Raw genomic sequence first — 25,730 nt, 5'->3', positions numbered from 1 at the left:
TAGGGGCTGCGCGTCGTAACGGAAGATCAGTAGTGCGCGTGCGCGTCTGACGCCGGCAGACCGAACAGCCGTTCGCGCACGCTCGGCGTGTCGTGCGTCGCTGGCGTGACGGTCCAGCCGTTATGCCCGCCGACCTGTTCGAGCGCGACATCGCCCGCCGAGCGGACGAACACCACAGTACAGCCGCCCAGCACCATGACAATGAAGTAGAGACCGATCCCGATCACAATCAGCATCGCGGTCGCTCCGAACAGACCACGAATCATGCGCTTCGTGTGCGGGCTCATGTCGTCGTTCCGCCATCGTCGGGATCGGGCTCGGGTTGTGGTTCCGGCGCCGGCGTGTTTGCCTCGATGTACGAGACAACATCGGGATTGGCCGCGAGGAACGCTTGCAACTTCGCGACCGGATCGTCTGCGAGCGCGGTCGTCGCTTGCACGTCCGGCTGGCCCAGGGCTTCAATCGGCGGCTGCGGGCTCGGCACGAACGGCGACGGTTCTTCCTCTTGCACCGTGCTCTTGGAAATACCGTAATCGAGCGGGATCGATTCTTCATAGCCCGGCGAATGCGGTAGCGGTTCATCGTCGTCCGTTTCGATAGTCGTCCTACCATCCGGGCCGAGATCCGGCACGATGGGCTTACGCCGTTCATGCGGTGTCGTAACCTGTCCGGTTTCAAGATTGCCGTATTGATACATCGGCTCGGGTCGCGCGGCGAGCGACGCATCGGTCGTCAGATAGGTTTTGCCTTCCGCGTCGTACGCGGTGACGGGTATCGGGTCCGGTTGCATCGGCGTCGCGTTAAGCATGCTTTCAGGATCGCCGTCATCGTGATCGAGCGCGGCGGGCTGCTCTTTCGCATCGGGCGCGACGGGCCATTGCACGATATCGGGAAAGCCTGCTTGCTGCGGTACATCGCGCAGCGCCTGACGGTATTCGCTGGCTTTCGCGAGCGCGGCATCGTCGCCGCTATCGAGCGCGCGACCGACGAGCGCATCGGCGTAGACGAAGCGTCTCGCGCGTTCGAGCCGTAGTTCGTCGCCTTTGCGAAACGTCTCGTAATCGTTCTCCGCCCGGATCGCCTTGATTTTCGCGCGCGACGGTGCGCGCCGGCCCGGATATGTCCACTTCGTATAGGTCGCGTCGCAGAGTGGTTCGTTGGTCACGCGGTCATACTGGCACGTTACGGCGTAGTGCAGACCGGGCACGGCATCGGGAACGGCCAGCTGCGTGAGGTAGATCAGTTCATCGTTCGTGATGTAGCTCATGCTCGTTCTCGATTTTCAGAAGTCGCGCAGATACAGGAAGCGAATGAAGATGAAGTTGGCGGTCGATTGCCCGGTGCCGCCGCGTACGCCCGCGAGCACTTGCGGCTGATACGCATCGTAATTGCCGCCATAGATCGGCCCGGTCTCTGTGATGCCGCTATTCCATTGGCAGTTGACTTTAGGTGCCTTGTCCGAGAACCATCCTTGCGAGGATGAATAGATATTTCCGTCGTTCGCGAACTGCACGTTGCCTGCGCCGTTGCACAGGAACTCCAGGTAGTTATTGTTGAAGTTGTAGTGAATGCGCCATTTGAAGTCCTCCGATCCCGCGCGATTGAAGTCGTGATAAGGCCCGTAGTTGTACTCGCTTTGCTTGATCGCGCCCGATAGTATCCACGAACGATAGCCGTTGGCATCGCCGTTATTGCCCACGCGCGCGATGTCGCTCCAGGCAAAGCCGCGCAAGCTCCAATTGCCGTTATCGCTCATCTGGAAATTCCAAGCGTTATTGGCATTGTTAATCATGCCCGAGCCAAGTCCGCCGCCGCCATAGCCGTTTGTCATCGAGGCATCGGCGCGCAGATAAGCGCGGCCCGCAGCGCCTGCAAGCTGAAGCGAGCCATAGCCGTTGATGATGACGCCCGTACCAGCCGTTAGTGCGCCGGCAATACCTAGACTGCCGCTATCGGTGAGATTCATCGGCACCGCATTATTCGCACTGTTTACCCATTCGAAGCCGGGATTGCTGCTGTTACTTCTGATATGCGGCGAGTAGCTGCCGGCCTTCAAATAGAGTTGATACGAGATCGTGCCGGTGTTCGAAAGCGTAAGCGGCCCGGTCATCGTGTCGCCGGTCTTGCTCACCTTGTTATTCGCGGTCGTGGTCACGTCCGCGAGGAAGTTATCGATAGGTCCGAGGTCGACCCATGCATCGTTGGCGTTCGTGCGGCGCTTTAGTCGCATCGCGGTGGTGTCGCCCCACATCATGCCGGGATAGGTCACGGTCGGCGCGGTCGGTCCTGAGTTGTCGCCGACGAGCGCGAGCACGATCGCATTGAGTTGCGTGCGCATGTCGAGCCCTGACGGATGCGCGGGGACTTGATAGCTTGCAACTTGGGTCATAGCAGTTCTCCGGATTCTTTGCGACGTTGCATGACTGGACCGATTGCGGCGCGCTGCGCCATCAATACATCGAGGTCGGCACTTTCTAGCTCGCGCTGGCCGAGACCAAGCAGACCGACATGCTCATACCCATAGCCGCGCGCAATCCAGTCGCAGGTCTTGGCGATGCCGGTGCCGGTCGAATTCTGAAACGCGATCGTGAAGCCCGTCGCGCTCTGCGCGGTGATCGTCCACTTGTCGCCCGACGCGAGACCTTGCGCGATGATGGAAATTGCGGGCGCGTCCTTGAACGGCACCGTGAATTTGATCGTCGTGCCGGCCGCGGCGATGGCGACGTTGTTCCGGCTTTCGATCCGGTCCGGTACGTCGACCTTGACGCCGAGCGTGATGATGCCGATACCGGTCGTCAGATCGGGGACGGCCTCTTGAAGCATGAAGCGCGCGGCGCGAAACGTCAGGTCCGAGACGACAAGCCGCTTGTACGAACTCCAGTCCGCTTCAACGGCGGTGGCCGGATCCTTGTTGGTCAGGCTGACCATGACGAGTGCGCCGCCTTCGTCGATTTTCGAACCGTCCACGTCCAGGCGCGCATCGAAGTCGGGCCACGAGTCGACGTCATCGAGCAGCCCATAAACCGCGCCTTCGAGATAGGCCGAGCACCGTATCGTGTAGACCTTCGCCAAGTCGATATAAGCGGGCGAAAAGTAATACTCCGCATGGTTCGCAACCGCCGTGCGGTCCGCGTTCTGCGAGAGATACAGCACGCCGGTGCGGACTTCGCAATTGACCTTCGTGCCCGCGAAAGTCGGCTGCTGCGCCTGATCGACGATCAGGTTGTAATCGCGCAAGGGTCCGGTCGTGCTGATGATGTACGCGGGATTGGCTGAGAACGCGCCCGAGCTATTGACGAACTTCGCGAGGTACGTGCCCTTCATCAACGGCACGAAGCCGCTCGTTTGCGAACCCGCGAACTGCGCGATGGGGCTGGCTTCCTCCCATGTGACGGCGGTCGTGAGGCGCGTCGAGTAGCGGATATGAATCTGGCCGCCGACCAGCACATCGAGGTCGGCCGCGGTGCGCCACGAAAGCTGCGCGCTGTCGTTGTAGATGTCGAGCTGGAAACCCTGCACGTCGCCGGGCGGCTGATTGAGCGCGCGCAGCTGGACCTGTATCGTCGCGGCCGCGCTGCGCACACCGATCGCGTTGAGCGCCCAGACCGTGAACGTCCACGCGCCTTCCTCGGTCGGCTGCACGTCGATACTCGCCATGCCGGATTCGACCGTGACCGGCGCGTCGTCGCCTTTCTGATAGACGACGATGAAGCGCACCGCGCCGAGCGGCGCGAGCCACGAGAACGTCGCGCGCGCACCGACCACGACCGGGCTCATTTGATACTTGCTCTCGGTCACTTTCAGTTCGGTACACGGACCGATGCTGAACGGGTCGATGATGGAAGTCGGCAGCGGCATCAACTGCAAGCCCTGCTCGATAGCGGCGAATTTGTCCGCGCGATACGCGACGCCGCTTATCGCGATGTTGCCGTCATCGTCCTCGACGACACTCACGCAGCGCCACTGCTCGTTGACGAGGTTCGAGCTTTGATAGCTCCAGACGCTACCGGGCACCGGCGCGACGCTGAACGGCGGTTCGACCGTGACGAGGTCCGTCTCGCCATAGGCGTTCGTCGTCGTGCGCGTCTCGAACGTGCCGTTAGGCAGCATCACGGAAAACTGCGCAATGCCAATCGTGATCGGCGCGTCGATCTGGATCTTCGTCGTCGTCGCCGCGAGCACGCGCCCGCCCATGCGAATGCCCGCGCGCGTCTCGTCGGTCGTCGAAAAGATATCGCCGGGCCGCGAGTACGCGCCATTGATGGCGGTCTTGAACGAGATCGTCTCGCCGAGCAGCCGTTCGGACAGCAGCGCCCAATTGCCGATGCGATGCGCCTGCCCGCGCGAGATGCAGCCGAACGCCTGAAGTTCAAGCGCGCGAATGCCCCATAGATTGATCGCGTCCTGATCCTCGACATACTCGATGGTCTGCAAACACTTGTTCGCCGGGTCGTTCCACGTCACGAGCGCGGTCGTATGCCGCTGATTCAAGGGCGTGCCGACATAGGTAAACACGCCGTCGATGACGTTCGCGCGGTTGTAGTTGACCGTCACATCGCCCGGCATATCGGCGGCGAAACTCAGCGTGCCGCCGGTCCAGAACAGCACGCCATTGAAGATGCTGGCGAACTGTTGCAGCAGGCTTATCGCTTCGCTGCGTGTTTGTACATACACGTTGCAGGTATAGCGTGGCTCGTTGCCGCCTAAGCCATCGGGCACGAGCGCATCGCAATATTGCGCGATCGTGTACAGCGTCCATTTATCGACGAGGTTCGCACTGAGATAGCCGCCGAGCCCGAAGCGCTGCGTGACCGCGAGGTCGTACAAAATCCACGCCGGGTTGTCGGTCCACGCGATCTTGAACGTGCCATCCCAGACGCCCGTATAGGCGCGCGTGGTCGGATCATAGTTGCTCGGCACCTGTATGCGCCGCATCTTGATATCGAACGACAGCTTGGGGATGCTCTTGAATGTCGATGCGTCAATCTGCACGCCGCACAATGCCGAGTAGGGATACACCAGCATGTTGTCGACGATCTCGCTCATCGTCTCCCATTGAAACTTGTCGGTGACATAAGTCGAGGTCGCATCGGGCGTGATGCGTACGACACGAAAATCGAACGTGCCGCCGATCTGACCGAAGCGGCTTTGCAGGTCGATGCGATACGAACGCTGATAGCGGCCGGTGGTCTTGCCCGCCACCGTGTCGGTATAGAGACGTTGGAAGCCGCCGCCGTTGCGCTGCGCATCGATGCCGATCTGCACGCTTGCGCCCGACAGGTTGCCGGTCGTCGGGTCGAGCGTCGTCAGGGTCGGAAAGCCGAGCGTGATACGGAACGCGGTCATGTTCGGGTTCGTGACCGAACGCACGACCGGGGCCGCGGCGGTGACCTGCACGCCGACCGAGCTTTCGCTTTCGGTCGCACTGAATCCCGTTATCGGTTCCTGATTGGCCGTGCCGCTGCGCCACTCGATGGCCGCGCCTGAAAAATTCCACGAGCCATCGGCGTTCTGCAAGCGCGTGTCGTCGCAATATACGCCTTGCGCACCGCCGACGATGCCTTCGACTTCACCTTCGCAGATCAGGTTGATGACGCGCGCGTATTGGATCGAGCGCAGCGAATCGGGCGCTTCAACGGGCGCGGTCGAGCCGCCCGAGCCGCCGCCTTTACCGCCGCCGCCGCCCGCGCCCGCGATCGGAACAAGTTGGCGCGCGTTCATCGGATGACGACCTCGTTGTTAGTCGAGAACCCAACTGAGATGATCTGCGAACCGACGAGCAGCCGGCCATAGCCGAGCGGCACCGGCCCGCCTTGACCCATCGTATTGACCGCGCCGTCGAACGCGAGCGACGGCTGGTTTTCTTCTTTCTCGGGCGTGGCCGTGGCTTTATTGCGAGGCGCGAGCAGCTGCGCGACGCCGCCCAGGGCGAGCGCGATACCCATGCTCGTGACCATGCCGCCGACGCCCGGAATAAAGAAGCCCGCGACCGCGAGCACGGCCCCGCCGATAATCTTGCCGAACGCGCCGGCGCCCTCGACGAGCGGAACGATCTTGAGCACGCCTGCGCCCTGCGGATAGTTCAGTTCGTTCTCGCCATAGTCCTGCACGCCGCGCACGCGAAATTTCTGCGTCGCGCGCTCGAGAAAGTATTGGCACAGTCCGGGAAGCTGCGTGCAGAGCGCGTGGATGGCCTCTGCGGGGCTGCGCACGTCAAGCCGAAAGGTTCGGCCATATCGCGCGCCGAGGTCGCCGTAAAGCCGCACGGTCAGCATGGCGTCGCTCCCTGCATCATCGACTTGTGGCGCAGCACGGCGGTCGTGCGCCGCTGGTAAAACTCCTGATACGCCTCGCGCCGCGAGACTTGGCCGATCAGATGATGAAGGATGACGCCGCCGCCGAGATAGACCGCCATATGATTGTCGCGGCGCGCGCGAATATTCATCAGCAGCAGATCGCCCGGCTGCATGTGATCGCGATCGACTTCGACAAAGCCTTCCTTGGCGAAGTTGTCGCGGTACAGGTCGGGCCCGAGCGGATCATCCCACCAGCCGAACGCGCGCGGATAGTCGTGCAGATCGACGCCTTGCTCGGCGTAGTAGTCGCGCACGATCGCATAGCAGTCGTGCACACCATGCACGAAGGGACGACCGATCAGCGCCGCCTTGAATCCGCTCGGCCGCGTGATCGTGTACGAGCCGACCGGGATATTGACGATCAGCCACGGCAGACCGGTCCGCTCGATGCCGATGCGATCCGCGAGCGACGGTTCGGGCGATATGTACGGATGCGAATGCGCGATCGCCATAACGCGGCCGCTATCCTCGGCGCGCGCGTAATCGAAACCAGAAATCAGAAAATGCTCGTGCTCGACCGCGATGTTACGGCAGCCGACATAGACCAGATCAGCATCTTTGAGGATGACGACGCCGCAGCATTCGCGCGGCGCTTCAGCGTTCGCGTGGATGATGACGTACGGGACGACACGCGCAAGGGTTTCGTCTTTCATAGTCTCACGTCCGATATCGACCCGCGCCCGGAAATCCGCCGAACGGAAGCCAGCCGCTTCCGAATCGATACATGCACGACTTCAGCCGTTTGCCGCACGCGTCGGCGTTCGCGTCGCTGGTCGGGTTGTCGTTGATATCGGCGACGGGCGGTCCGGCATAGCCGCAGCCGTCGCCGCGATAACGCCAAGGGCAGGCGTTCGCGACGACCTGCCGACGCGGCAGCAACACGCCCTCCACATCGAACGGCGCGGCCAGTTCGAACTCGACGATATCGGACGACTCCCGGACCTTCTGATTGATCGCGAATATGTCATCGAAGAACGCTTCGTCGGGGTTCGCAAACGGATTGCCGTTCGGATAGTTGGCCGCATCGAGATAGCGCGCGAGCGTGCGTTTTCTCGTCACTGGACAGCCGACCAGATCGCTATAGAGGTGACACATCGCCGAGACGATGCCGGTCACGTTGGCGACGGCGAAGTGCGGGCGCGGCAGCGTGCCTTGGCCTTTCCATTCGAAGCCGGTCGCGCGGACCGGGTAACGCGTATAGGTCACGCCTTGCCAGATCACATCGCTCTTGAGCTTGTTCGTGCCCGCGTGAAAGTGCAAAACTTGGTTCGTATAGCGAGTCAAGTCCACGATGTATAGCTCGATGACCGCGCTCGGGTGCAGCCCTTGAATGTCGCCTCTGACGCTCATAGGAACACCTGCTCGAATCTGAACTGCACGTTATAGAGCAACGAGCCGTCCGCGATCATCTGGCCATAGGCAAGGTTCCACGATGGACAGATCACGTCCTGCACGACAGGCGAATCGACGATCTGACGCGGCGGAGTCCAGTTGAACACCTCGACGCCGTTGCGATCGGACAGGAACGTCACCACATCGCCCGCCGTCGTCACGTCGATGTTCTTCATCGACAACGACCAGATGCACGCCTGCGTGTTGATGCCCGCGGGCCTGCGCTGCGCGTAGCCGTCGCCAAACTGCGCCTTGATGATCTTGGGTTCAAGGTCATAGCTCGCTTCCGACACGCACCACTTGAAAACGAGGCCCGACGCCTTGATAGTCGTCGCGATCAGGTCCGGGTCGCTGCGAATCGCGAGCACGCGCGCGCGCATGACTTCGTTTAACGGCGTAACCGTAGCGGGCCTGTTCATATCGATGCTCCCTTAGCGTGCGGCGAGCAAACCGCCGCTGCGTTTTTCCTGCGCGATGACCGAGCGCACGACCGTCGCGATACGGTTGCCGAGTTCGGCGGTCTCGCGTTCGTTCGCGGTGGTCTCTTGCGTGGCGCGATCGTCCTTCGACATATGCACGTTCACGGTTACGCTCGTGCCGCCGCCGCCCGCGCCCGCGTTCGCGTCGGTGACGATGCGCCCCGGCACGTTCGGCAGAAAGTATTCGGTGCGCCCAGGAATCTCGTTGACCCGATACATGCGGCCCGCCGAGACGGGACCACCGCCCATGCGCCCGCCGCCGAATAGCGACGCCCAATCGAAGCCGCTCACGCCCGAACTGATCTTGCTGAATATCGGGCTCATGACGTTCTGATAGACCAGCATCTTGGCGAGGTCGCGCAGAATCGAGGCGGTCATCTCCGCAAAGCTCTCGCTCACGTCATCGGTCGCAAAGATAAAGTTGACGAACGCATCGCTTGCTTTCTTGCCGAAACCTTCGACGGCCTGCTGCAACGACTTGAGCGATTCGGCAAGCGGGTCCATCTTGTTTTGCGCCTTGGCGAGATCGTCGCCGAGTTGCTTCATACGCTTGGCGTATTCTTCGGGCGACAGCTTGTCCTGAATCGAGTTGAGTTGTTCGACCGCCTGCGCATAGGCGATGGTCGGATCGACCGCCGCCTTAGTCGCGTCCACGAGGTCCCACATCGCATCGGCTTGGTCAAGCTGCTGTTGGAGGTCTTTCGCGCCTTGCTCATAGGCGAAGTCGTCGGCGGCCTGCTGCGCGTCCTTCGCGCTCGTGACGGCATCGATCGCGCGCTGCGCTTCCTCATTCGCCTCGACCTGCTTGCGCAGATTGGCTTGCTGCTGCTCGGTCATCGCCTGATACTTCGGATCGAGCGTCAGCGTTTTCATTGGGTCGCCTTGCGCGACGATCTGTCGATAGGTCTGCTGAAGCGATTCGAGCATGCGCGCGTATTCGTCGACCGCCTGTTTCGCTTTCTTGTGCGACGCCGCGTTTTTGTCGAGCTGGTCGGAGTACTTGAGCGTTTCCTTGCCGCTCGCTTCCGCGCGTTTGCCGACGATGCCCCATGCAGCCGACAGGCCCGCAGCTTCCTTTTCGGCGGCGGTCTGGACGTGGATGATCTTGGTCATCGACGCCTCGGTGTCTTTCATTGTTTTTTGCGCGCTCGACATCGAGTCGCGCCAAATCTCGCCGGCTTTCGCCATGCCCTCGGCGTTGATGGGCTGATTCAATATCTGCGCGAAGCCATGAATCAGCTTGCCGAGCGCGGTCACGGTCCCGGCCAGTCCAACCAGCGTGCCGATGACGGCCTTCGCCGTGATCGCGATGCCGTTAAGCACAGAGTTCCACGTTGTGCCTTCGGCCTGCGCCTGTTTCATGATCTCGATGACTTCATGAAAGGCGGGTTGCAGTTCGCGCGCGAGAATCGCGGCCGCACCTTCGCTTTGCTTTTCGAAGCGCGCGATATCGTCGTTGAGGTCGCCCATCGCCTGCGCGGTCTCGTGGCTGACGATCAGTCCCATGCGCTGCGCTTCGTCGGTGAACTTGGCGATGCCGTCGGCGCCCTGATTGAGCAGCGGGATCAATGCTTGGCCCTGCTTGCCAAAGAGCGCGGTCGCGACGGCCGCTTTCTCCGCGCCGTCCTTGAAGCCGCTGAGCGAGGTCGCGATGCGTTTCATCGCGTCGCTCGGGTCCATCGCGCGCAGCTGCGCCGCGTCGAGCCCGAGCGCCTTGAACGCGGCGGCCGCGTCGCTTGCCGGATCGCGCGAATCGAGCAGCGCTTTATTAAGGCCCTTGAACGAGGTCGTCAGATCGTCCAGGCTGACGCCCGCGAAGCCCGCCGCATAGTTCAGCCCGCTAATCGCTTCGGTGCTGGTGCCGATACGCTGCGCGAGCTTACCCATCGCGTCGGCTTGGTCAACCGCCGCGCGAATCCTGTCGGCGAACCCTTTGGCGAAGTTCAGCGCGTAATCCGCGCCGGTCATGATCGCCTGCGCCGCGCTCGTTTTCTTGATGGATTCCAGCGAACCGGAAATTTCCTTCGCCGCCTTGCCCATATCGGTGCGAAGGCGCGAGACGTCCGCAGCGAGTTCGAATATCAAACTACCTGCTGATGCCATGAAGGTGTCTCCTGATTCAGGACGGCCACGCCGCTATCTCGGCTTCAACATCGAGCACGAGCGGCGCATCGTCGTCGGCCTGCGTTCGTGTGGCTGCAGCGGCTTCGTGCGCTTCGTTAAGCCATTGCCACCAGCACATGACCTCATAACTGCTCATGGATTTTCTGACCGCGCCCGCGCTCATGTGAAGGTGCGACGCCACCGCGAACACGATGCGCGTAGCGGGCGCGGTCATCCGTTTTTTACTTCGCCCTGATCGAGCCCGTACATACGCACGATCGCGGCGCGCAGCTTGACCATGTCCATCATGATCCGGCCCGGTAGCGGTTCGTCGGGGTCGAGCCGTTCGCCGTGCTCGCCGCTCATGCTCTCAAACAGCAGGCGTTTAATGACGCGGTCCATCATGCGTTGCTTGGCATCGTCGTCGGCATCGGCCCGGCTTTCCTCGAACAGAATCGCCTCGACGCGCTCGAATCCAACATCGTGCAAGGTGACGGTCCCCATGAAACGGGTTTCGACGATCTCGTTTTCGTTGTCGAAGTGAAAATACGCGGGCGCGTCGTCGGGCCGTTGGCTCATGTCGTTCATGCGTGCTCTCCGAATTGATGCGCCTAGTTATGCGCCTTCCGTCACGGTCACGGGATTGGCTTGTACGGCGGGCTGCTGCTTGCCGCCGACCGTCGCGGTCACGCTCGCCGTGTAGCTGCCCGCGCCGTCATAGTTGTGCGTCGTCGTCTTTGCGCCGACCAGCGTTTCGACCGCGCTGCCGTCCTTCCAGTCGATCGCGTACTTCGCCGCCGCACCGCCCGATTCGGTCAGCTGCATCGTGACGTGCAAAGGCGCGTCGCCGCTCGCGGGCGTGACCGCCGCGCTCAGGTTGTACTGCTCGGCGGGCTGGCCGCTGTCGGCTGGCTGCGTGAGGACCGGCGCGCCGGTAATCTTGAGCGTCGCGCTACCGGCCACGGCCTGATCGACGCCGCCCGTTTCGCTGACGCTTTGCACCATGACGGGAAGCGTGCGGACAGCCTTGTTGCGATAGACGATTTCGAGCATGCGTTCTTCGCCATCGTCATAGGCTTGCAGCAGTGCGAGATAGTTCGGGTCAGTCGGGTCGATGAAAAAATCGAAGGTAAACGAGCCCGGATCGCGAAAGCCGACGAGCGAGGTTTTCTCGTCATCGCAAAGCGTCGTCGTATCGATGCTGGTCGCGGGCGTCTGCTGGATCGAATAGGTCCGCGCGCACAGATCGACGAAGGTGCTCAACGACCACATCGCCAGATCGCCGAACTCGTCGGTCTCGCCGGTCGCGTCGCTGCCATAGAGCGCGGCGGTTTTCGCATCGGGGTTCAGGTCCTGAATCACGAACGCCTGATTATCGAGCGACGCCCAGCCGCTGCCAGTGATATGAATCGGCTCGCCGTTCTTCAGCTTGCTTACGTCATCGAGCACGACATAGACCGGATCGCTTGCGCTCGCGGACACGATCTGACCTGTTGCGTACGCGGCGCTGTCGAGGTCTTCGAGATAGAGCTTCGTGCCTTGCGCGGAAATTGCCTTTTTCATGCTGAGCCTCCGGTTGAGTCGTCCCAAGTAATGACCTGCACCATGCGGCGATTCAGCCGCGTCTCGATTTCAAACATGCTCTGCGGGTTGTCGAAAGTGGGCTGGGGGTCGCACGCTAGAAGCGCGCCGATGACGCGCTGCATATTCGACTTCGCTTCGCGGCGCGTCTTCGCGTAGCTGTCAACCTGCCAGAACACCTGAGCGAGACCGGCATAGCCGCAAAGCGTGTGCTGCATCTGCGCGGTGACGTCCTGATAGACGATGTAGGGCTCGACGAAGTTAGCGGGTGCGATCGGCGTAAAGACGCGCCCAGGCATCGCGCTATCGAGCACGGCGAACAGTTCATCTTCGGTCATGGTCCGAGCCCAACTTTGAACTGCACGCCGGTACGCTTGCACCACGCCATCATGCGTTTCTGCAAGGCGCGATTCATCGCGCGCCCGGCTTCGTCCTGCTTGGCGATACCGGCCGGTCGCAGCCACGAACGCGCGGTCATTTTGGACGTGCCGAACTCGAGGAAACGCCCATAGAACGCGTCCTGTCCGTAGGGCTTGCGTACGCCGTTGATGAACTGCGGCGCTTTGGCGGCCGCGCCGCGCGGCCGCTTGATGGTCACGTTGACGCGCGCGGCATAGCCGGTGCGCTTGTACTTGCTGCGCGTGATGTGCGAGAACAGCACGCCGCTCGATCGCGGCGAACCGCCGAACAGCGTCAGCACGTTAAGCGCGGCCTGATCCATGATCGGCTTGGCCGCGTCGCGCAGACTGCCCGAGAGCATCGAGCGCTGGACTTCCTCGGGCAACGTCGCGAGAAACGCATCGAGTTCCTTCAAGCCCTTGACCTCGCTAATCGAAATCATGGTTGACCTCCTGTCGTGACGGCGCCGCTGCTGCACATCAGATGCAGTTCCGACATGCCCTCATAGCGCGGCAGCACCGCATCGATGTTGTAGACCGTCTCGCCGCTCGTGCGGGTATGAATCACGCGCCACGTCGAGTCGATATCGTCGCGCCAGCGGATGCGGATACGCGTCGTCACGCCTTCGCGAAACTCCGCCGACAGAAGCCACTCCCGGCCGCTAACGGGCTCGACCGCCGCCCAGACCGAGCCCTTGTCGGTCCAGTCCGTGATGACGGGCTCGCCCGTCTCGTCATCGATCTGCACGACCGGCGCTTGCAGCTGCACGCGATGACGCAGCGGCCCCGCCGCCATGCCGGTTGTTTTCGTCGCCATCGCGTTCACTCCATCGCCGGATCGCGCCGCTGGTGCAGCAGATTGCAGACGGCCCAAGGCAAATAGCCCTGTTCCCATGTCTGCGACTCGACGCCATCGGGATCGCGCAGGAAGATGCCGGTGAGTAGCAGCGTCGCCTGCTTGACGTTCGGGGGCGGCGGGTTATCTTCGTCGTATGGCGTTTTCAGTTTTAGGTATTGCACGACCGAATCGCTCGCGTTCGTCACGGCAAGCTGGATAGTGAAGTCGGGAAAGTCGTTGTCGAGCCTCAGCGCCGCGCGCGCCTCGTCGGTTGTAATCAGATCGCCGTTCATGCTGCGCTCCCTCCAACGAGACTCATGCGCGCGTCCTTGCCATCGCGTCCGCGCTTGGCTGCGAGCGTCCAGGCGTCGCCGCCGGCGTCGGGCTTCGTGTCGGTCGTCGCGTTGCAATGCCACAGCGACCCCGCCCACGTCACCACGTCGCCGGCGCGGTACGTCTCGCCCGCCTGATGCACGCCGCGGTAGATCAGGACCGGTAGCGCGAACGTGGCCGTCTCGTGCGCGCCGCCTGCGCGTTCCATGTGCACCGTAAAGCTACGTTCGCTGTCCATCGTGACGTGGGTCGCGGCAATGCCGTCGACGACGCACGACCAGCCATGTTCGCCGTGCGTGTTCGCGTGCGCGCGCCACAATCCGCCTCGATGCTGCGCGAGCGTCCCGCGCGGATAATCGCGCGCGAAGTCGATAGCGGGCAGCACATCGATCTCGAACGCGTCGCGCCCATGCTCGCCGTCTTTTGGTACCGGCCGTGCTTCGAGTCTTTTGATTCGCTCGTTCACACGGTCGGCGAGTGTATTGAGGCCGTCTTGTAGACGGTCGATCGCGCGGCGGTCCTCGATGGCCTGGCGCTCGCGCGCCTCGTTCGCTCGGCGCAGGCTTTCGATCGCCTCGGTATGCTCTTTAGAGTTCGCGGTGAGGGCGATAGGTTCTCGGGCCTCAAGCGCTACCATGCGCTCGGTTATGCGATCGAAGTTGCTCATTAAGCGATCGAGCGTGCGGCGGTCCTCGACAGCCCGTCGATCATGTGTCTCCTGTACACGGCGAAGACTGTCGATCGTCTCGGTATGATCTTTGACGGGAAAGCTCGTCACATTGACGATCGGTTCGCGCGCTTCGACCTTTTCTAGCGCTTCAAGGCGCGCAGCGAACGTTGCGCAATAGGTTTGTACGTGCAGCCGGATCGCGCGTGCGATCACGCTCAGCAGTTCGTCGGGGATTCGGGTCACGTCACGCATGGTCATTATCTCCCTCGGTCAGCCCCGCGAGCAGCTGGTTCAGCCAGCGCGCCGCGCGTTCCTGATCGATCTCGGCCGTGTCGTCGGCGTTCGCGTCGGCACTCTCGGACGTGCTCGCGGGCTGACTGGCGACAGGTGCGGGATCGGGTTTCGCGAACGGCTTGTTGCGATCGCGTTCGTCGAGCGCGGCGAGCGAATAGTTCTGCTGCTGCATGTAGGGCGTGTCGCCGCCTTTCATCGGCCGCAGGTTTAGCTTCTTGCGCGCTTCGTTGGGCGCGGCGATGCCGCCGCCGACCGCATCGGAAAGCGTCTTGACCATCGTTGCGGTATCCATGCGCAAGAGCCCATCGAGGTCGAGTTCGGTGCGATAGTCGGCGGGCAGCGACAGCCCTTCATCCATGCAAAGCTCGAACGACTCGATTAGCGATTGCAGGCACTGCGAATAGTAGTTCTGGCTCAATGCTTCGACGTTGTTATAGGTCGGGGCGGTGCCAACGCCGACCATATAGCCGGGGACGTGAAAGACCGAGCAGACGATTTCGCTCGTCATCTTCAGTTGGTCGATAAGCTGCGCATCGACGGCGGTCATCGTCAGCGGCTGGTATTTCAGGTTGTCGCCCAGGACCGCGATCCGGCCGCGATTGGCACCGCCGTAGTTTTCTTCCCAACGGTCCTTGAGCCGCTTGGCCGTTTCGTCGCTGATTGCGCCGGGCGCGATCAGAATTCCACCGGGCTCCGCGCCGTTCTCGAAGAACGCGGCCGAATTATCGAGGATCGCCAGCCCCTGACGCGCGGCGAGCGCGCACGCAAACAGCGGCGACGTGCCGACGAGCGGATGAAACAGGCAGTTCATCCGGTCGTGAATGATTTCGCTGGCCGGGACGACGATCTGCTGGCCGTCGAGCTCGGGCGCGACACCGGCAAGCAAGTCCATGTCGAGTTGGTAATAAACGCCGCCGTCATCGGTGACGAGCGGACGCACGCGCGACGGATCCAGCACGTAGAGCGCGACGACCACGCCGCGGTTATCGCGCTCTTTGAGGACATAGGTGTTGCCGCGCGTGAGCTTCGACATGATCCAGTTCTCGACGAACTGGATATGGGTCTGGTAGCGATTCGGCTTGCGCAGCACCGGCGAGAACGCGGGCGATTGCGCCTCGATCCAGATTTCGCCGTCCGCCTTCATCAGCCGCACGGCGAGCTTGCCCACGTCTGCGCTGATAAGCGTGATGCAGGCGTACACGGCGTGATAGGCGAGCACCGTTTCCGGCCGCGGTTCGATGTTTCGCTGCCATGCGCCGGAGAACGGTTCGCGCACGATCAGCGGCCACCAGCCGCCAGAACCGAACGGCCCGAGCACGCCGCTGCCGACCGCCTGCGCATCCGTCGGTAGCGCCGGCGACTTGGCGCGCGACGCGCGCGAGAACGAGATTTCGAAGCCCAGGATTCGCATTAGTCATCCTCGGCGTCACCCGAGTCCTCGCGCGTATCCGCTGCGCGCATGTCGCGCCGTTTGTAGCTGCGAGCCTTTTTTCCGCTGCCTTTGGCCGTCTCGTCGTCGCCGGCGTCGGTTCGCTCAGCGGGCGCGTTTTTCGCGTCGCCAGCAGCTTCCGGCGCGTCGGCCTTTACGGTTCGCTTCCCGCGCGCGCCGGCGTCTCCCGCGCGTTTCTGGCTCGTTTTGGCCACCGTGCCGGTTTCCGGCGCCGCGATCGTCACGCGACCGGTCGCGGCGAGCAGCTTCGCGTCGCGTTCGGTCATCTCGATCTCGTCACCGCGCGCGTAATGCTTGTTGCCGTAGGTCACCGCCTGCTTAGCCTTGACTTTCATGTCTCGCCCCCATTCGATCTCGCAGAAAAAAAGGCATCCGCTCGGGATGCCCTTCGATCACGTCACAACACCGGTCCGACTACGCACCGCCGCCCGTATCGGGCGCTTCGGGCGCACCGTAATTCGCGCCCCGGATATACGCGCACGCGAGCATGCGGCGCGGCTTCCAGTTGATAAACCGTTCGGCGCGCAAGGCGATCATGTTTTGCTGCCAAAGGCTCACGAGTTTGCTGCCGTCACCGGTCGGCGCGTCGTCCATCTGCAAGCTCGCTTCGCGCGACGCATCGAGCGCGACCCCGCCATCGTCAGCCATCAGCACTTCGGACGGCTTGACGAGGATGATGTAGAACGTGTCGTCGGTGTACTTCGGGATGTTGGTCGAGCAGATCACCGGCAGACCGTAGAGCGTGCCGCCGTTCTGGTCGATGCCGGGAAACTCGGCCTGTCCGAGCGGATTGACCATCATGCCGATTGTCAGCGCGATCACCGGGTCCATGATCCAGTACGCGCCCGCGACCGACGCGTTGTTCGCGGTGAACGCCGAGAACAGCGAACGCACGTCCCAGCGCAGCGCGTCGGCCGTGTCGCCGCTCGCGTCGATATAGGTTGCGTTGTGCGTGATGGATTCCGGCGACACGTCCGGAACTTCGGCCTTGGCGGGGTCGACAAAGTCGTGATCGAGCAGCTGCGTGATCGTTTCGACTAGATCGCGCCGCACGATGTCTTCCGCGGACGGGTTCGAGAAGCGCACGAGTTCATCGGTCAGCACGACAATGCCCGCGACCTTGGCGAAGCCGAGGCGCATCGTGTCGAACGTGAGTTTGCTGACGGGTTTCGGCTTGCCTTCGCCGACCCATTGCGCGGTCGAGGACGTTTTTTGCGCGGGCATCTGGACATTGAATGGCACACGACGAAAGCCGTTGATCCGGCCGATGATCGTTGCCGGCCGCAGCAGTTCGATGAACTCGCCGGTCATGTTCTGATATTCGACGAGCGGCGCGGCCCATTCCGGGTCGGTCGTCGTGCCCGCGGCGACGGCCGCACGCAGGACGGTTTCGACTTCGGGCGTGGACTCGCGCCAGCCGCGCGCGACCTCGACGGCCTGCATCAGATTGCCGCGCGAGCGCGCGAGCGCGATCGCATAACGCGTGAACGCCGTGCCTTTCGGCAGGTTGCGTTCGACCCGCACACTGCGCGCCGCTTCGCTGCTATGACCCGCGCCGGCGCGCGCGACAGCCGCGCTCGTCGGGTCGGTGACGATGATCGGCGAAGCGGTCCGCAGCGAAAGCGACTCGATGCTACGCAGACGCATGATATGCGCGTCGATCGACTTCAGATCTTCCTGCAGATCGTCGAACTCTTGCTGCTGGGCGTCATCGAGCGTCGCGCCGACCTCGGCCGATGCTTCCATGATTTCGACCATGCGCGCGCTCGCGGTCGTCCGGCGCGCTTCGTACGCCGCGATCTGTTCCTGAATGGAGAATTTCATTTGACGCTCCGATGGATAGTTTGAATGACGAAGGGTTCGCGAGCGCGCGAGAGTCGATCATCGTGCAGGCGCACGATATGAGAGGCAGGCTGTTCGATCGTCGCGGGTCCGTGGCCTGACGCGGCCCGTTCCGTGGCGTCGATGCTGCGCACGACGTTGATAGTGGCCTCGCCGTTGGCGGGGATCGTAACGAGCGACAGTTCGAGCCATTCCCATGACAGGAACCGGAGACCGCCGCCGTCGATATGCGAATATTCGAGCGGCCTAAAGCCAATCGAGACGGCGCGGATCAGACCGAGCCTGACCGACTGCCATGCTTCGTCGAGCCGTTCTTTCAACGTGCCGGGCTCGTCGGTTTTCAGAATGCGCGCCTTGAACGGAATGCCGTCTTTCTGCGGCTTCGCGAATTCGACATGACCGACTGGCGCGTCGCTGCGGTGTTGCCATAGCAGCGGCATCGGCAGCGCGTATTTCGCGCCGAGCGGCTCGACCACGTCTTCGTAACGGTCGGGCGTGGGCGTGCTGGCGATGCCTTCGATGTGCCGCGCGTCGTCGTCGATGCCGCGCACTTCCAGCAGCGTAAAAGCGCGTTCCAGTTTCATAGCGGTGTCTCCCTCAGACAAAGAAAATCTGATATTCGGGTTCGCGCTCGTTCTTGCCTTCGAGCAGGAGCGCTATCGCCATCGTCAAAGCCACGAGCCCGTCGATCCTGCCCGTCGCTTTACGTTTGTTGAAGATGCGGTTGTTCTTCGCGTCCGTCTCCGTCACCGTCGACAACACGTTCCAGCGCAGGCACGGATTGAAGGCGACGCGCAGTTTCTTTTCGAATACGAGCTGCTCGACTTGCTCGATCGAGCGCGGCATCCACAGCCCCGACTCGGCCGCCCGGAAAAAGCCCTGACCGTGCGGGACGAGCTTGATATCGACGTTCTCGGCGTCGAGGTCGCGTTCGAAATACTTGATGCGGTACGGATCGAACGCGAGTCCGCCAATCGCGAGTTCGGCATCGAGCGCGGCGAGCCGCCGCACGACATCGCCGTAATCGACCGCGCGGCCCTTGCTCGCGTGCAGGAAGCCCGCCTTGACCCATGCTTCGTACGGCACGCGGTCATGCTGGGCGCGATCGCGCAGCGTGTCGGCGGGCGTCCAGAATTCGACGAGCGCATCGACACTGCCATCGTCCTGCTCGGCCGCGATCGCGAGCGCGGTCAAGTCGCGCGTGCCCGACAGATCGAGCCCGCCCGCGATGCGCCGGCCCTTCATGCGCTCGAATAGCGCTTCGCGCTCGCGCATCGCGTCCTCGATGACCTTCGACCAGCGCGATTCGCGGTCCGCGTCCTGCTCGCCGGCCGGCTGCGCGATCGGGGGCGCACCGACCTCGCATTTGCACCACAGATCGGCGCTTATCCACGGATCAGCGGCATCGACCCATTGACAGAAGTTCAGGCGCCGTACGGTCGATTCAAGCGACGGCATGCCGCGCGCCTGCCGGACCTGCTCGCGCAGGTAGTTGTTCTCGATCGTGCTGCCGAGCGACGGATTTGCCTTGATCCAGCACGACTCGTCATCGAACGGTTCCTCGCCTTCGTCCAGGGCGCACACATAGGCGAAGTACGCGTCGTCATCGATCACGCCCGACGAGACGCGCGCGCCGTACTCGTGCTGTTCATAGCAGACCGTCGTTCGATCGAATCCCGAATTGGTAATCATCAGGATCAGCGGCTGGCGACGTCCCTTTTTGCCGGCGCGCATGATGTTGATGACGGTCGGGCTCTTGTGCTCGTGCACCTCGTCGATCAGCCCGCAATGCGGGCGCGGCCCGCTCTGGCCGCTGTCGTCCGACGCGATCGGCCGGAAGAACGAACCCGTCTTCACATACGCGATGTTCCATACGCGATCGTCACGGCCGGAAAGCGTCGTGCGCGATGCGAGCGCCGGCGACAACTGCACCATCGCGACGGCATCGCGAAACAGCACCATCGCCTGATCGCGGCGCGTGGCCGCCGCATAGACCTCGGCGCGCGCTTCGCCATCTGCGACGAGCATATACAGGCCGATGCCCGCGGCGAGCGGCGATTTGCCGGAACCCTTGCCGGCCTCGATGTAGACCTCGCGATAACGGCGCGTGCCGTCCTCGCGCTTCCAGCCGAATATCGAGCCGACGACGAACTGCTGCCACGGCAAGAGGTTGAAGGGCTTGCCCTCGAATTCGCCGCCGTTCAGGTTCAGCACGTCATGAAAAAAGTCGATTGCGCGCTGCGCCGCCTTGCCGTCCCATTTCAAGCCGCGCGCGCGGCCGTACTTCAGATCGTTAAGATGCCGCCGGCATGCGTCGCGTACGTGCGGCCCCGCGACTTCCTTATGCGATATGACCGCGCGCGCGTAGGCGCGCACCGGATCAGAAGTAGGCGTCGGCTTTGTTGGCCGGGCTATGCTCATGCGGATCGACTTCCAGACGCGCACGCGCGGCTGGCGACATGCCGAACTCGTTAGCAAAACGGTGCATCAGCATCATCGAACGGTTAGCAACACCGACGAGCGGGTTCTGGATCGCGTTGCCGTTCTTCGTCTTAATCATCAGCGAGTTCGTCAGCCTGTCGCGCGCCTTCATGCGCGCGAGCGCTTCCTCGGCCTCGCGCCAGCGCGCATACGCTTGGCAGTACGCCGCCAGCATCGCGCCGTCGATCATCGTCAGCACGCCCGAGGCGAACAGTTCCGGCGTGATGCGCTCCCATTCTTCAAGCGCGTAACCGATCAGGTGCGGCGGCGGAGTCGGCACGCCGACGCGCGGTTTCGGCTCATTCTTCGAGATCGGCCGCTTCTCGCGGTTGCCCTCGATCAGACGTAGTGCGGTTGGCTTACGAATGCGCGGCATGACGTTCCTCGACTTCAAGATGCGCGGCTTTGTCCAGCAGACCTCGAATGTGCAGCGCGATCGCCCGCATGAACAGCGGCGGGACACAATTGCCGATCGCAGCCCATCGTTCCTCGAACGTGCCACGCAGCACGAACGGATCAGGAAACGACGCGAGACGTTTGGCCTCTTCGATCGTTATGCGCCGATGTTCGCTCGGATGGCAAGCCTCGCATGCGCCGCCCGCGCCACCGTTGCGCAGAATCGTCGGACTCGGCTTGTCGGGATCGAGTCGATGCAGTCCGTATAGCTGCTTGTTCGGGTGGTACTTGTCGCCCGATTCGCCCGGCTGCATACGGAACAGCAGCCGATGCACGATGCGGTTTTCGCCGAAACGCGCGACCTCGCATTCTTCCGGCGTGTTGACGAGCCCATGCCACGCCTCGCGCACGGTCGGCGCGATCGCAAACGGCTTCGGATGCGACGGCTCGACGCCCAGAGCCGCGAGGTCGTTCCGGATGCCGACGATAATCATGCGCGGGCGCATCTGCGGCACGCCGTAATGTCCCGCGATCAGAACGCGCGCGCTCACCTGATAGCCCGCGTCGCGTAGCTGCTTGATTATTTCCGCGAAAATCAGGCGCATCTTGCCGACCACCATCCCGCGTACGTTCTCCATGACGAACGCCTTGGGCGCGAATGCGCGCAGCAGCCGCAGGAACTCGAGGAACAGCTGATTGCGCCCGTCATCGAAGCGGCGCGCGCCGGCCGTCGAAAAGCCCTGACACGGCGGCGAACCGTCAAAGACGTCCAGTTCGCCCGGTACCAGCTTCGCGCGGCGCAGCGCGTCATCGTTCGATAGCTCGGCGATGTCGCCGAGATAGAGCGGCACGAGCGGAAAATTCGCGCTGAAGCTGGCCGCCTGTTTCTCGCTCCATTCGATCGCAAGCCTTTCCTCAAAGCCTGCCATCGAATAGCCGAGCGACGAGCCGCCGCAACCGGCGAACGTTGAGACGACCGTCGGCGCGTTCGGCGCTCTCGGCAACAGGTGCGCTTGCCAAGCCCCTGACAATCGATCGTGATAGGCCATACTGCGTTACCTCGGAAACTCATGCCCGCATTCCGGGCACTTGATGAACTTGACCTGTTCGGCCGCGCGCTCGTCATACTCGACGCCCAAGTCGGGCAGTTCGGTCACGGTGATCGCGTCGATTTCGCCGCTCGTAAAACCCGTCAGCGACAGATCGAACGCGTCGCGCAGTTCGCTCAACTCCGCGCCGAGCAGTTCGCGATCCCATGACGCGTTTTCGGCCAGGCGGTTATCCGCGATCACGTACGCCCTGATCTTGGCGTCGGACCAGCCGCGCGCGACCATGACCGGCGCTTCCTCCAGACCTAGCCGCATCCCGGCCATGACGCGGCCGTGACCGGCGATGATCGTATCGGTCTCGCTGACGAGAATCGGCTGTGTCCATCCCCACTCGCGCATTGAAGCCATGATCTGGGCGATTTGCGCGTCGGAATGCAGGCGCGCGTTACGCGCGTACGGGACGAGTAGCGACAGCGGACGACGTTCGATATTCGCCGCCGGCCACGGAGGGGTGTCGGCGGGCTTCGACTCGGAAGAGATTGTGCGGTCAACCGATTGTTTCATGACAAACTCCAAGAGCAGGCTCGACCTATGCGCGTCTTCGAGCACTGGGAGATAACACATGTATTCAATGAAGCCTTACTTCGTCGAGATTTACCCCGAGCACGTTGCTGGCGATGACTGGACCGCGATCGCACAGTTTTCTCGACAGTCGGACTATTCCAAACACCACATCACCGTCCACAAAATTCGTTTCCGTACTCAAGTTGCGGCAGCCACCCGCGGTGGCGCGGAGTCAGCCGCGGCGAATTGGGCACGCGCATTTGTTGCGTACGCGCCGGATTTGATCGAAGCGTCACTCGGCACCGCCCGTGAGGTCCCGCATTTCGATCCCCTGACTCGTGAAAAGCGGTCATAAAAATAAACCAGCGCGCGAGGTGTCCGGCTAACTCAGCAGAAGTTACAAGACGCCCCCCGGTTGGCTGCCCGCGCCAACGTCCAGAATCCACGCGTTATGCACTGACACCAGGTATTTCGTCGAGCGCAGAATCCTGTTTTCACCTTCTGCAAGGCATATCCACGATGTTTACTTCGGAAGGCGTGAACAGCGAAGAAGTCATCGTTCGCCCGCGACACGACGCCGGTTGGCGCGTTGAGCTTCCTCACGCGGAATATCTGTTCATCGTCATCGTCGCCGACGAAGCTCAAGCGGTTCGTCTCGCCAGACAACTGCGGCCCACATCGTCGATACGAATCCTTCCCGCGCACGAGGTACCGCATTCGTCGGTCATCGTTTGATCGGCGGGACAGGCGCAGCGGGCACGCCGTTCAGGTCGCAGCCGAGCGCGCGCAGTCCTGCGTCGTCACGAGTCTTGGCGTCGTGACACGGCACGCACAGCGACTGCAGATTGGTCGGCCGATCGGTTCCGCCTTTATAGAGCGGGATGATGTGGTCGACTTCGTCGGCCTGTGTCACCAACCCCGCAGCGAGACACGCAGCACATAATGGATGCGCCTTCAGCTGACGCAATCGTATGCGCTGCCACGCACGGCCACGGGTGCGAGTTTGACGCTGAGGGTCTTCTGACACGGCGGGAGTATTCCGACTTTCACCGGAACGCTAGAAGCCGTTGCCGAGCGTTCTGGCTAACACTGTACAGGCGGCTGTTCACAAGCGCCTTCGAGCGAAACGGTGTTCGCCGCAACAAGCCATTCCCGCACGTCGTCTGCCATCTGCGATGCGATCCAGAAACCCGCCGAGTTCTTCGTCATGCCGAGCAGCCGCATTTCAGAATGGCTTAGGCAGCGGCGCGCGTCGGGACCCTGACGTACACCATAGGTCCCGGTGCGGTGCCGATCGAACGCACGATTGCTGTTGAACAATTCACCGCATTCACAGCATTGGTTGCGGTCTCCCGTCAGCGTCGCACCTTGGCGCATCTCGCGCGCTTGTTCCATCGTGAGCATAGGTATCTCTCCTAGCCGCTAATCGGCCGCGTGAACGGACGAACAGCAGGATTGACGACGCACAGAACTCCAAGACGGATCACGTCTACGACCATCGCGGTGCAGTTCGGAGCGTACCGGTCGGGTATGGCGATTGCATCACGCTTGGCGTCACTCTCTCTCAGGTGATGCTTCGGCCCGCTGCCCCGAGCGCGGGTTTTTTTTACGTCACCGACGCGTACGGACGAATAACCGTCTATCTCTTGCACCCACTGAACGAACGCCAGTGAGCGACCAAAAAAAATCCGCCTACCCGTTTCGAGGTCGGCGGATTTTTGATTCGAAGCAGGCGCACAACGCCTAGTTTGCCGAAACATTAAGCAATTTGTCCCGGTTACGCAAGGGTTCGACGCGCTTCGGGGCCGCCGTAGCAACTGGCGGCCCAATAAGTATGTTGAATCTTTGGACGGTGTTGCAGAAAGAGAGAACGCGCGGGAAGAAACGATTCAGATCTGGCGGTTGTTACGCAAGCAGCCGTTCAACGTCGTCCATCAGAAGGGGCTTCAGAATCCATTCGTCGAAACCTTCGCAGCCGCTGCGGATAAGCTCGTTGCTGCCGGTAAGCGCGACAATGTGAGCCGACCCGGAGCGCCCTTTGCGAATCTCGATGCAAACTTTCTGGCCGTCGGTATCTGGCAACCAGAGATCCAAGAAGATCAGGTCGAACGCCTCGGCGGCCGCCGCACTCACAGCTGAGGCACCATCGTACACAACCGTACTATTATGGCCGAGCACGACCGCGATTTCACCGAGCATATCGGCCGTATCGCGCGAATCGTCGACGATAAGAATTCTTTTCATTGCGACTGTCCAACCGGCGGGCGAAGTGCAAGCGACGGTCGGGCGGAGAGTTAGGCCACTTACACAAGTATAACTTACGTCGAGCCTGCCCGCGTCGGCAAAAGCTGCATATCCGCGGGCGCAGGACGGTCTCCGACCGTTAGGGTGTGCGGGACTACTTCAGCCAGGAGCGCAATAAGCGCGTCCAATCCAAACCCCTTCTGAAAGTAGGCGTCGAATTGACCCGTCAACGCTCTAGCTTGGACAAAATCGCCGTCATGTGCCGTTAAAGCCACGACGATACATCCTGCGGTCAGCGGGTCTCGGCGGAGCGTCGCTGCGACTGCAAAACCGTCGATTTCTGGCATTGAGATGTCCAGAAGGACAATGTCCGGCTTCGAAGCGCGCGCTGCGATGATGGCTGCGGCTCCGCTGTAGGCGGTGTGTGACTCAAACTGCAACAGTCCGAGGAAGGTCGCCAACGCGTCGGCTGCCGAGCAGTTGTCGTCGACGACGAGGACGCGTGGCACCCGATTGTCGACCGGCCTGAACCGTGACGTCCAGCGGATCGATAAACGAGCGAGGGAGGGCATTGATGCTACTAAACTTGTGAAAACAAGTGCTTACTATACATGATTTGGATGGTGCTCTTCCGAAAGCAGTCCCTGCAAGCTGGATACAACACGGCGGCTTCTTTGGTGACAACTGGCCTCCTGCTTGCTTTCCTTGCAACCATTCCAATGGGGAGGCAGCATGGCGGACCTGGGAACATTGGTGATCGTACGGAATGAGGACCCTTGCAGCATGGATGCCCAAGCGCTTCTCGATGAGGCTGATGCAAGTCGTGCACTGCTGTATGGAGCGACGGGTAGGTCCAAACTGTTCCAAGAAGAAGTGCGGGCCCCGCGGAGCAGGTTTCTCATGGTGCGCACACTCAGCGGGTTTGCTGTCGGATGCGCGGCATTGACAAGAGTTGACTACGGCGCCGCCGAGATCAAGTGTCTCTACAGTCGTGCAAATAGCGCGGGTATCGGTTATGCGCTTTTGTCACGGCTTGAGCTAGACGCTTCCGCGCTCGGTTATCGTCGGCTCGTGCTAGCGCTTTGTCTTGCTGATCGACGCACTACCGCATTCTGCCTGCGAAACGGTTTTCAACCAGCAGTTCGCTACTTCAACGAAGAAGCGGCTCAGAGCAATTGGTACGAGAAGACTTTGACGCCGAAGGTTAGAAGTGTAGTCGGCAGTCGACTGAGGAACCTGCCGGAAAACGCCCCGCTGTAA

At 62.0% G+C, this 25,730-nt stretch carries 31 protein-coding genes; 2 read left to right on the top strand and 29 right to left on the bottom strand.

What is annotated here, in order from left to right; all coding sequences use genetic code 11:
• Window positions 1-26 precede the first annotated feature (26 nt).
• The 25 genes from NCR93_RS31150 to NCR93_RS31030 form a co-directional block, all read right to left on the bottom strand.
• Window positions 27-287 carry a hypothetical protein gene (locus tag NCR93_RS31150; RefSeq protein WP_250532446.1) on the bottom strand — a complete coding sequence of 87 codons (261 nt, stop codon included), beginning with the start codon at window positions 285-287 and terminating at the stop codon, window positions 27-29.
• Window positions 284-1,267: a phage tail assembly chaperone gene (locus NCR93_RS31145; RefSeq protein ID WP_250532445.1), complete on the bottom strand. Its 984-nt coding sequence runs from the start codon at window positions 1,265-1,267 to the stop codon at window positions 284-286. The genes NCR93_RS31150 and NCR93_RS31145 overlap by 4 nt, the downstream gene beginning before the upstream one ends.
• Window positions 1,268-1,282: 15 nt before the next feature.
• The gene (locus NCR93_RS31140) at window positions 1,283-2,389 is read right to left on the bottom strand and encodes a hypothetical protein (protein ID WP_250532444.1); all 1,107 of its coding nucleotides are present in this window, start codon (window positions 2,387-2,389) and stop codon (window positions 1,283-1,285) included.
• Window positions 2,386-5,721 carry a TipJ family phage tail tip protein gene (locus tag NCR93_RS31135; protein ID WP_250532443.1) on the bottom strand — a complete coding sequence of 1,112 codons (3,336 nt, stop codon included), beginning with the start codon at window positions 5,719-5,721 and terminating at the stop codon, window positions 2,386-2,388. Before NCR93_RS31135 ends, NCR93_RS31140 begins: the two co-directional genes overlap by 4 nt.
• The gene (locus tag NCR93_RS31130) at window positions 5,718-6,275 is read right to left on the bottom strand and encodes a tail assembly protein (protein ID WP_250532442.1); all 558 of its coding nucleotides are present in this window, start codon (window positions 6,273-6,275) and stop codon (window positions 5,718-5,720) included. Before NCR93_RS31130 ends, NCR93_RS31135 begins: the two co-directional genes overlap by 4 nt.
• Entirely contained in the window at window positions 6,269-7,009 is a 741-nt protein-coding gene (locus NCR93_RS31125) for a C40 family peptidase (protein WP_250532441.1), read from the bottom strand. Before NCR93_RS31125 ends, NCR93_RS31130 begins: the two co-directional genes overlap by 7 nt.
• Window positions 7,010-7,013: 4 nt before the next feature.
• On the bottom strand, window positions 7,014-7,706 hold the full coding sequence (locus NCR93_RS31120; RefSeq protein ID WP_250532440.1) for a phage minor tail protein L: 693 nt from the start codon (window positions 7,704-7,706) through the stop codon (window positions 7,014-7,016).
• A complete protein-coding gene (locus NCR93_RS31115) occupies window positions 7,703-8,167 on the bottom strand; it encodes a phage tail protein (protein WP_250532439.1) in 465 nt (154 codons plus the stop codon). Before NCR93_RS31115 ends, NCR93_RS31120 begins: the two co-directional genes overlap by 4 nt.
• Before the next feature lie 12 nt (window positions 8,168-8,179).
• Complete coding sequence (locus tag NCR93_RS31110) at window positions 8,180-10,330, bottom strand: phage tail tape measure protein (RefSeq protein ID WP_250532438.1); 2,151 nt, start codon at window positions 10,328-10,330, stop codon at window positions 8,180-8,182.
• A gap of 16 nt (window positions 10,331-10,346) precedes the next feature.
• On the bottom strand, window positions 10,347-10,565 hold the full coding sequence (locus tag NCR93_RS31105; protein WP_250532437.1) for a hypothetical protein: 219 nt from the start codon (window positions 10,563-10,565) through the stop codon (window positions 10,347-10,349).
• A complete protein-coding gene (locus tag NCR93_RS31100; protein WP_250532436.1) occupies window positions 10,562-10,918 on the bottom strand; it encodes a hypothetical protein in 357 nt (118 codons plus the stop codon). The genes NCR93_RS31105 and NCR93_RS31100 overlap by 4 nt, the downstream gene beginning before the upstream one ends.
• 27 nt (window positions 10,919-10,945) lie before the next feature.
• A complete protein-coding gene (locus NCR93_RS31095) occupies window positions 10,946-11,893 on the bottom strand; it encodes a phage tail tube protein (RefSeq protein WP_250532435.1) in 948 nt (315 codons plus the stop codon).
• Entirely contained in the window at window positions 11,890-12,249 is a 360-nt protein-coding gene (locus tag NCR93_RS31090) for a DUF3168 domain-containing protein (RefSeq protein ID WP_250532434.1), read from the bottom strand. The genes NCR93_RS31095 and NCR93_RS31090 overlap by 4 nt, the downstream gene beginning before the upstream one ends.
• Window positions 12,246-12,752 carry an HK97-gp10 family putative phage morphogenesis protein gene (locus tag NCR93_RS31085; protein WP_250532433.1) on the bottom strand — a complete coding sequence of 169 codons (507 nt, stop codon included), beginning with the start codon at window positions 12,750-12,752 and terminating at the stop codon, window positions 12,246-12,248. The genes NCR93_RS31090 and NCR93_RS31085 overlap by 4 nt, the downstream gene beginning before the upstream one ends.
• Window positions 12,749-13,126: a phage head closure protein gene (locus NCR93_RS31080; RefSeq protein ID WP_250532432.1), complete on the bottom strand. Its 378-nt coding sequence runs from the start codon at window positions 13,124-13,126 to the stop codon at window positions 12,749-12,751. The genes NCR93_RS31085 and NCR93_RS31080 overlap by 4 nt, the downstream gene beginning before the upstream one ends.
• A gap of 5 nt (window positions 13,127-13,131) precedes the next feature.
• Complete coding sequence (locus NCR93_RS31075) at window positions 13,132-13,440, bottom strand: head-tail connector protein (protein WP_250532431.1); 309 nt, start codon at window positions 13,438-13,440, stop codon at window positions 13,132-13,134.
• Complete coding sequence (locus NCR93_RS31070) at window positions 13,437-14,402, bottom strand: hypothetical protein (RefSeq protein ID WP_250532430.1); 966 nt, start codon at window positions 14,400-14,402, stop codon at window positions 13,437-13,439. Before NCR93_RS31070 ends, NCR93_RS31075 begins: the two co-directional genes overlap by 4 nt.
• Complete coding sequence (locus NCR93_RS31065; protein ID WP_250532429.1) at window positions 14,395-15,855, bottom strand: phage portal protein; 1,461 nt, start codon at window positions 15,853-15,855, stop codon at window positions 14,395-14,397. The genes NCR93_RS31070 and NCR93_RS31065 overlap by 8 nt, the downstream gene beginning before the upstream one ends.
• Window positions 15,855-16,229, bottom strand: coding sequence for a DUF7210 family protein (locus NCR93_RS31060; RefSeq protein ID WP_502799868.1), 375 nt, complete (start codon window positions 16,227-16,229; stop codon window positions 15,855-15,857). Before NCR93_RS31060 ends, NCR93_RS31065 begins: the two co-directional genes overlap by 1 nt.
• Before the next feature lie 79 nt (window positions 16,230-16,308).
• Window positions 16,309-17,718: a phage major capsid protein gene (locus NCR93_RS31055; RefSeq protein WP_250532427.1), complete on the bottom strand. Its 1,410-nt coding sequence runs from the start codon at window positions 17,716-17,718 to the stop codon at window positions 16,309-16,311.
• Window positions 17,715-18,320 (bottom strand): HK97 family phage prohead protease, encoded by a 606-nt coding sequence (locus tag NCR93_RS31050; protein ID WP_250532426.1) that lies wholly within the window; start codon window positions 18,318-18,320, stop codon window positions 17,715-17,717. Before NCR93_RS31050 ends, NCR93_RS31055 begins: the two co-directional genes overlap by 4 nt.
• Before the next feature lie 13 nt (window positions 18,321-18,333).
• Complete coding sequence (locus NCR93_RS31045; protein ID WP_250532425.1) at window positions 18,334-20,157, bottom strand: terminase large subunit; 1,824 nt, start codon at window positions 20,155-20,157, stop codon at window positions 18,334-18,336.
• Entirely contained in the window at window positions 20,117-20,593 is a 477-nt protein-coding gene (locus NCR93_RS31040; protein ID WP_250532424.1) for a phage terminase small subunit P27 family, read from the bottom strand. Before NCR93_RS31040 ends, NCR93_RS31045 begins: the two co-directional genes overlap by 41 nt.
• Complete coding sequence (locus NCR93_RS31035) at window positions 20,577-21,662, bottom strand: DNA cytosine methyltransferase (RefSeq protein ID WP_284507449.1); 1,086 nt, start codon at window positions 21,660-21,662, stop codon at window positions 20,577-20,579. Before NCR93_RS31035 ends, NCR93_RS31040 begins: the two co-directional genes overlap by 17 nt.
• A 6-nt stretch (window positions 21,663-21,668) precedes the next feature.
• Window positions 21,669-22,226 carry a ParB/Srx family N-terminal domain-containing protein gene (locus tag NCR93_RS31030; RefSeq protein ID WP_250532422.1) on the bottom strand — a complete coding sequence of 186 codons (558 nt, stop codon included), beginning with the start codon at window positions 22,224-22,226 and terminating at the stop codon, window positions 21,669-21,671.
• 58 nt (window positions 22,227-22,284) lie between these two features.
• Between NCR93_RS31030 and NCR93_RS31025 the strand changes: the two genes are divergently transcribed.
• A complete protein-coding gene (locus NCR93_RS31025) occupies window positions 22,285-22,581 on the top strand; it encodes a hypothetical protein (RefSeq protein WP_250532421.1) in 297 nt (98 codons plus the stop codon).
• A 369-nt stretch (window positions 22,582-22,950) separates the two neighbouring features.
• On the opposite strand, the gene NCR93_RS31020 is transcribed toward NCR93_RS31025, so the two are convergent.
• From NCR93_RS31020 to NCR93_RS31005, 4 genes are all read right to left on the bottom strand, one after another.
• A complete protein-coding gene (locus tag NCR93_RS31020; RefSeq protein WP_350029168.1) occupies window positions 22,951-23,253 on the bottom strand; it encodes an HNH endonuclease in 303 nt (100 codons plus the stop codon).
• Between the two features lie 56 nt (window positions 23,254-23,309).
• Window positions 23,310-23,630, bottom strand: coding sequence for a hypothetical protein (locus tag NCR93_RS31015; RefSeq protein ID WP_250532419.1), 321 nt, complete (start codon window positions 23,628-23,630; stop codon window positions 23,310-23,312).
• A 501-nt stretch (window positions 23,631-24,131) separates the two neighbouring features.
• Window positions 24,132-24,470 carry a response regulator gene (locus tag NCR93_RS31010; RefSeq protein ID WP_250532418.1) on the bottom strand — a complete coding sequence of 113 codons (339 nt, stop codon included), beginning with the start codon at window positions 24,468-24,470 and terminating at the stop codon, window positions 24,132-24,134.
• Between the two features lie 74 nt (window positions 24,471-24,544).
• Window positions 24,545-25,042, bottom strand: a complete 498-nt coding sequence (locus NCR93_RS31005; protein ID WP_250532417.1) for a response regulator — start codon at window positions 25,040-25,042, stop codon at window positions 24,545-24,547.
• Window positions 25,043-25,370: 328 nt separating this feature from the next.
• On the opposite strand from NCR93_RS31005, the gene NCR93_RS31000 reads away from it, so the two are divergent.
• A complete protein-coding gene (locus NCR93_RS31000) occupies window positions 25,371-25,730 on the top strand; it encodes a GNAT family N-acetyltransferase (RefSeq protein WP_250532416.1) in 360 nt (119 codons plus the stop codon).

The sequence above is a fragment of the Caballeronia sp. ATUFL_F1_KS39 genome (assembly GCF_023630985.1).
GTDB classification, from domain to species: domain Bacteria; phylum Pseudomonadota; class Gammaproteobacteria; order Burkholderiales; family Burkholderiaceae; genus Caballeronia; species Caballeronia zhejiangensis.
Note: the sequence above shows the minus strand (reverse complement) of the source record. Positions and strands in the feature narration are given on the sequence as shown.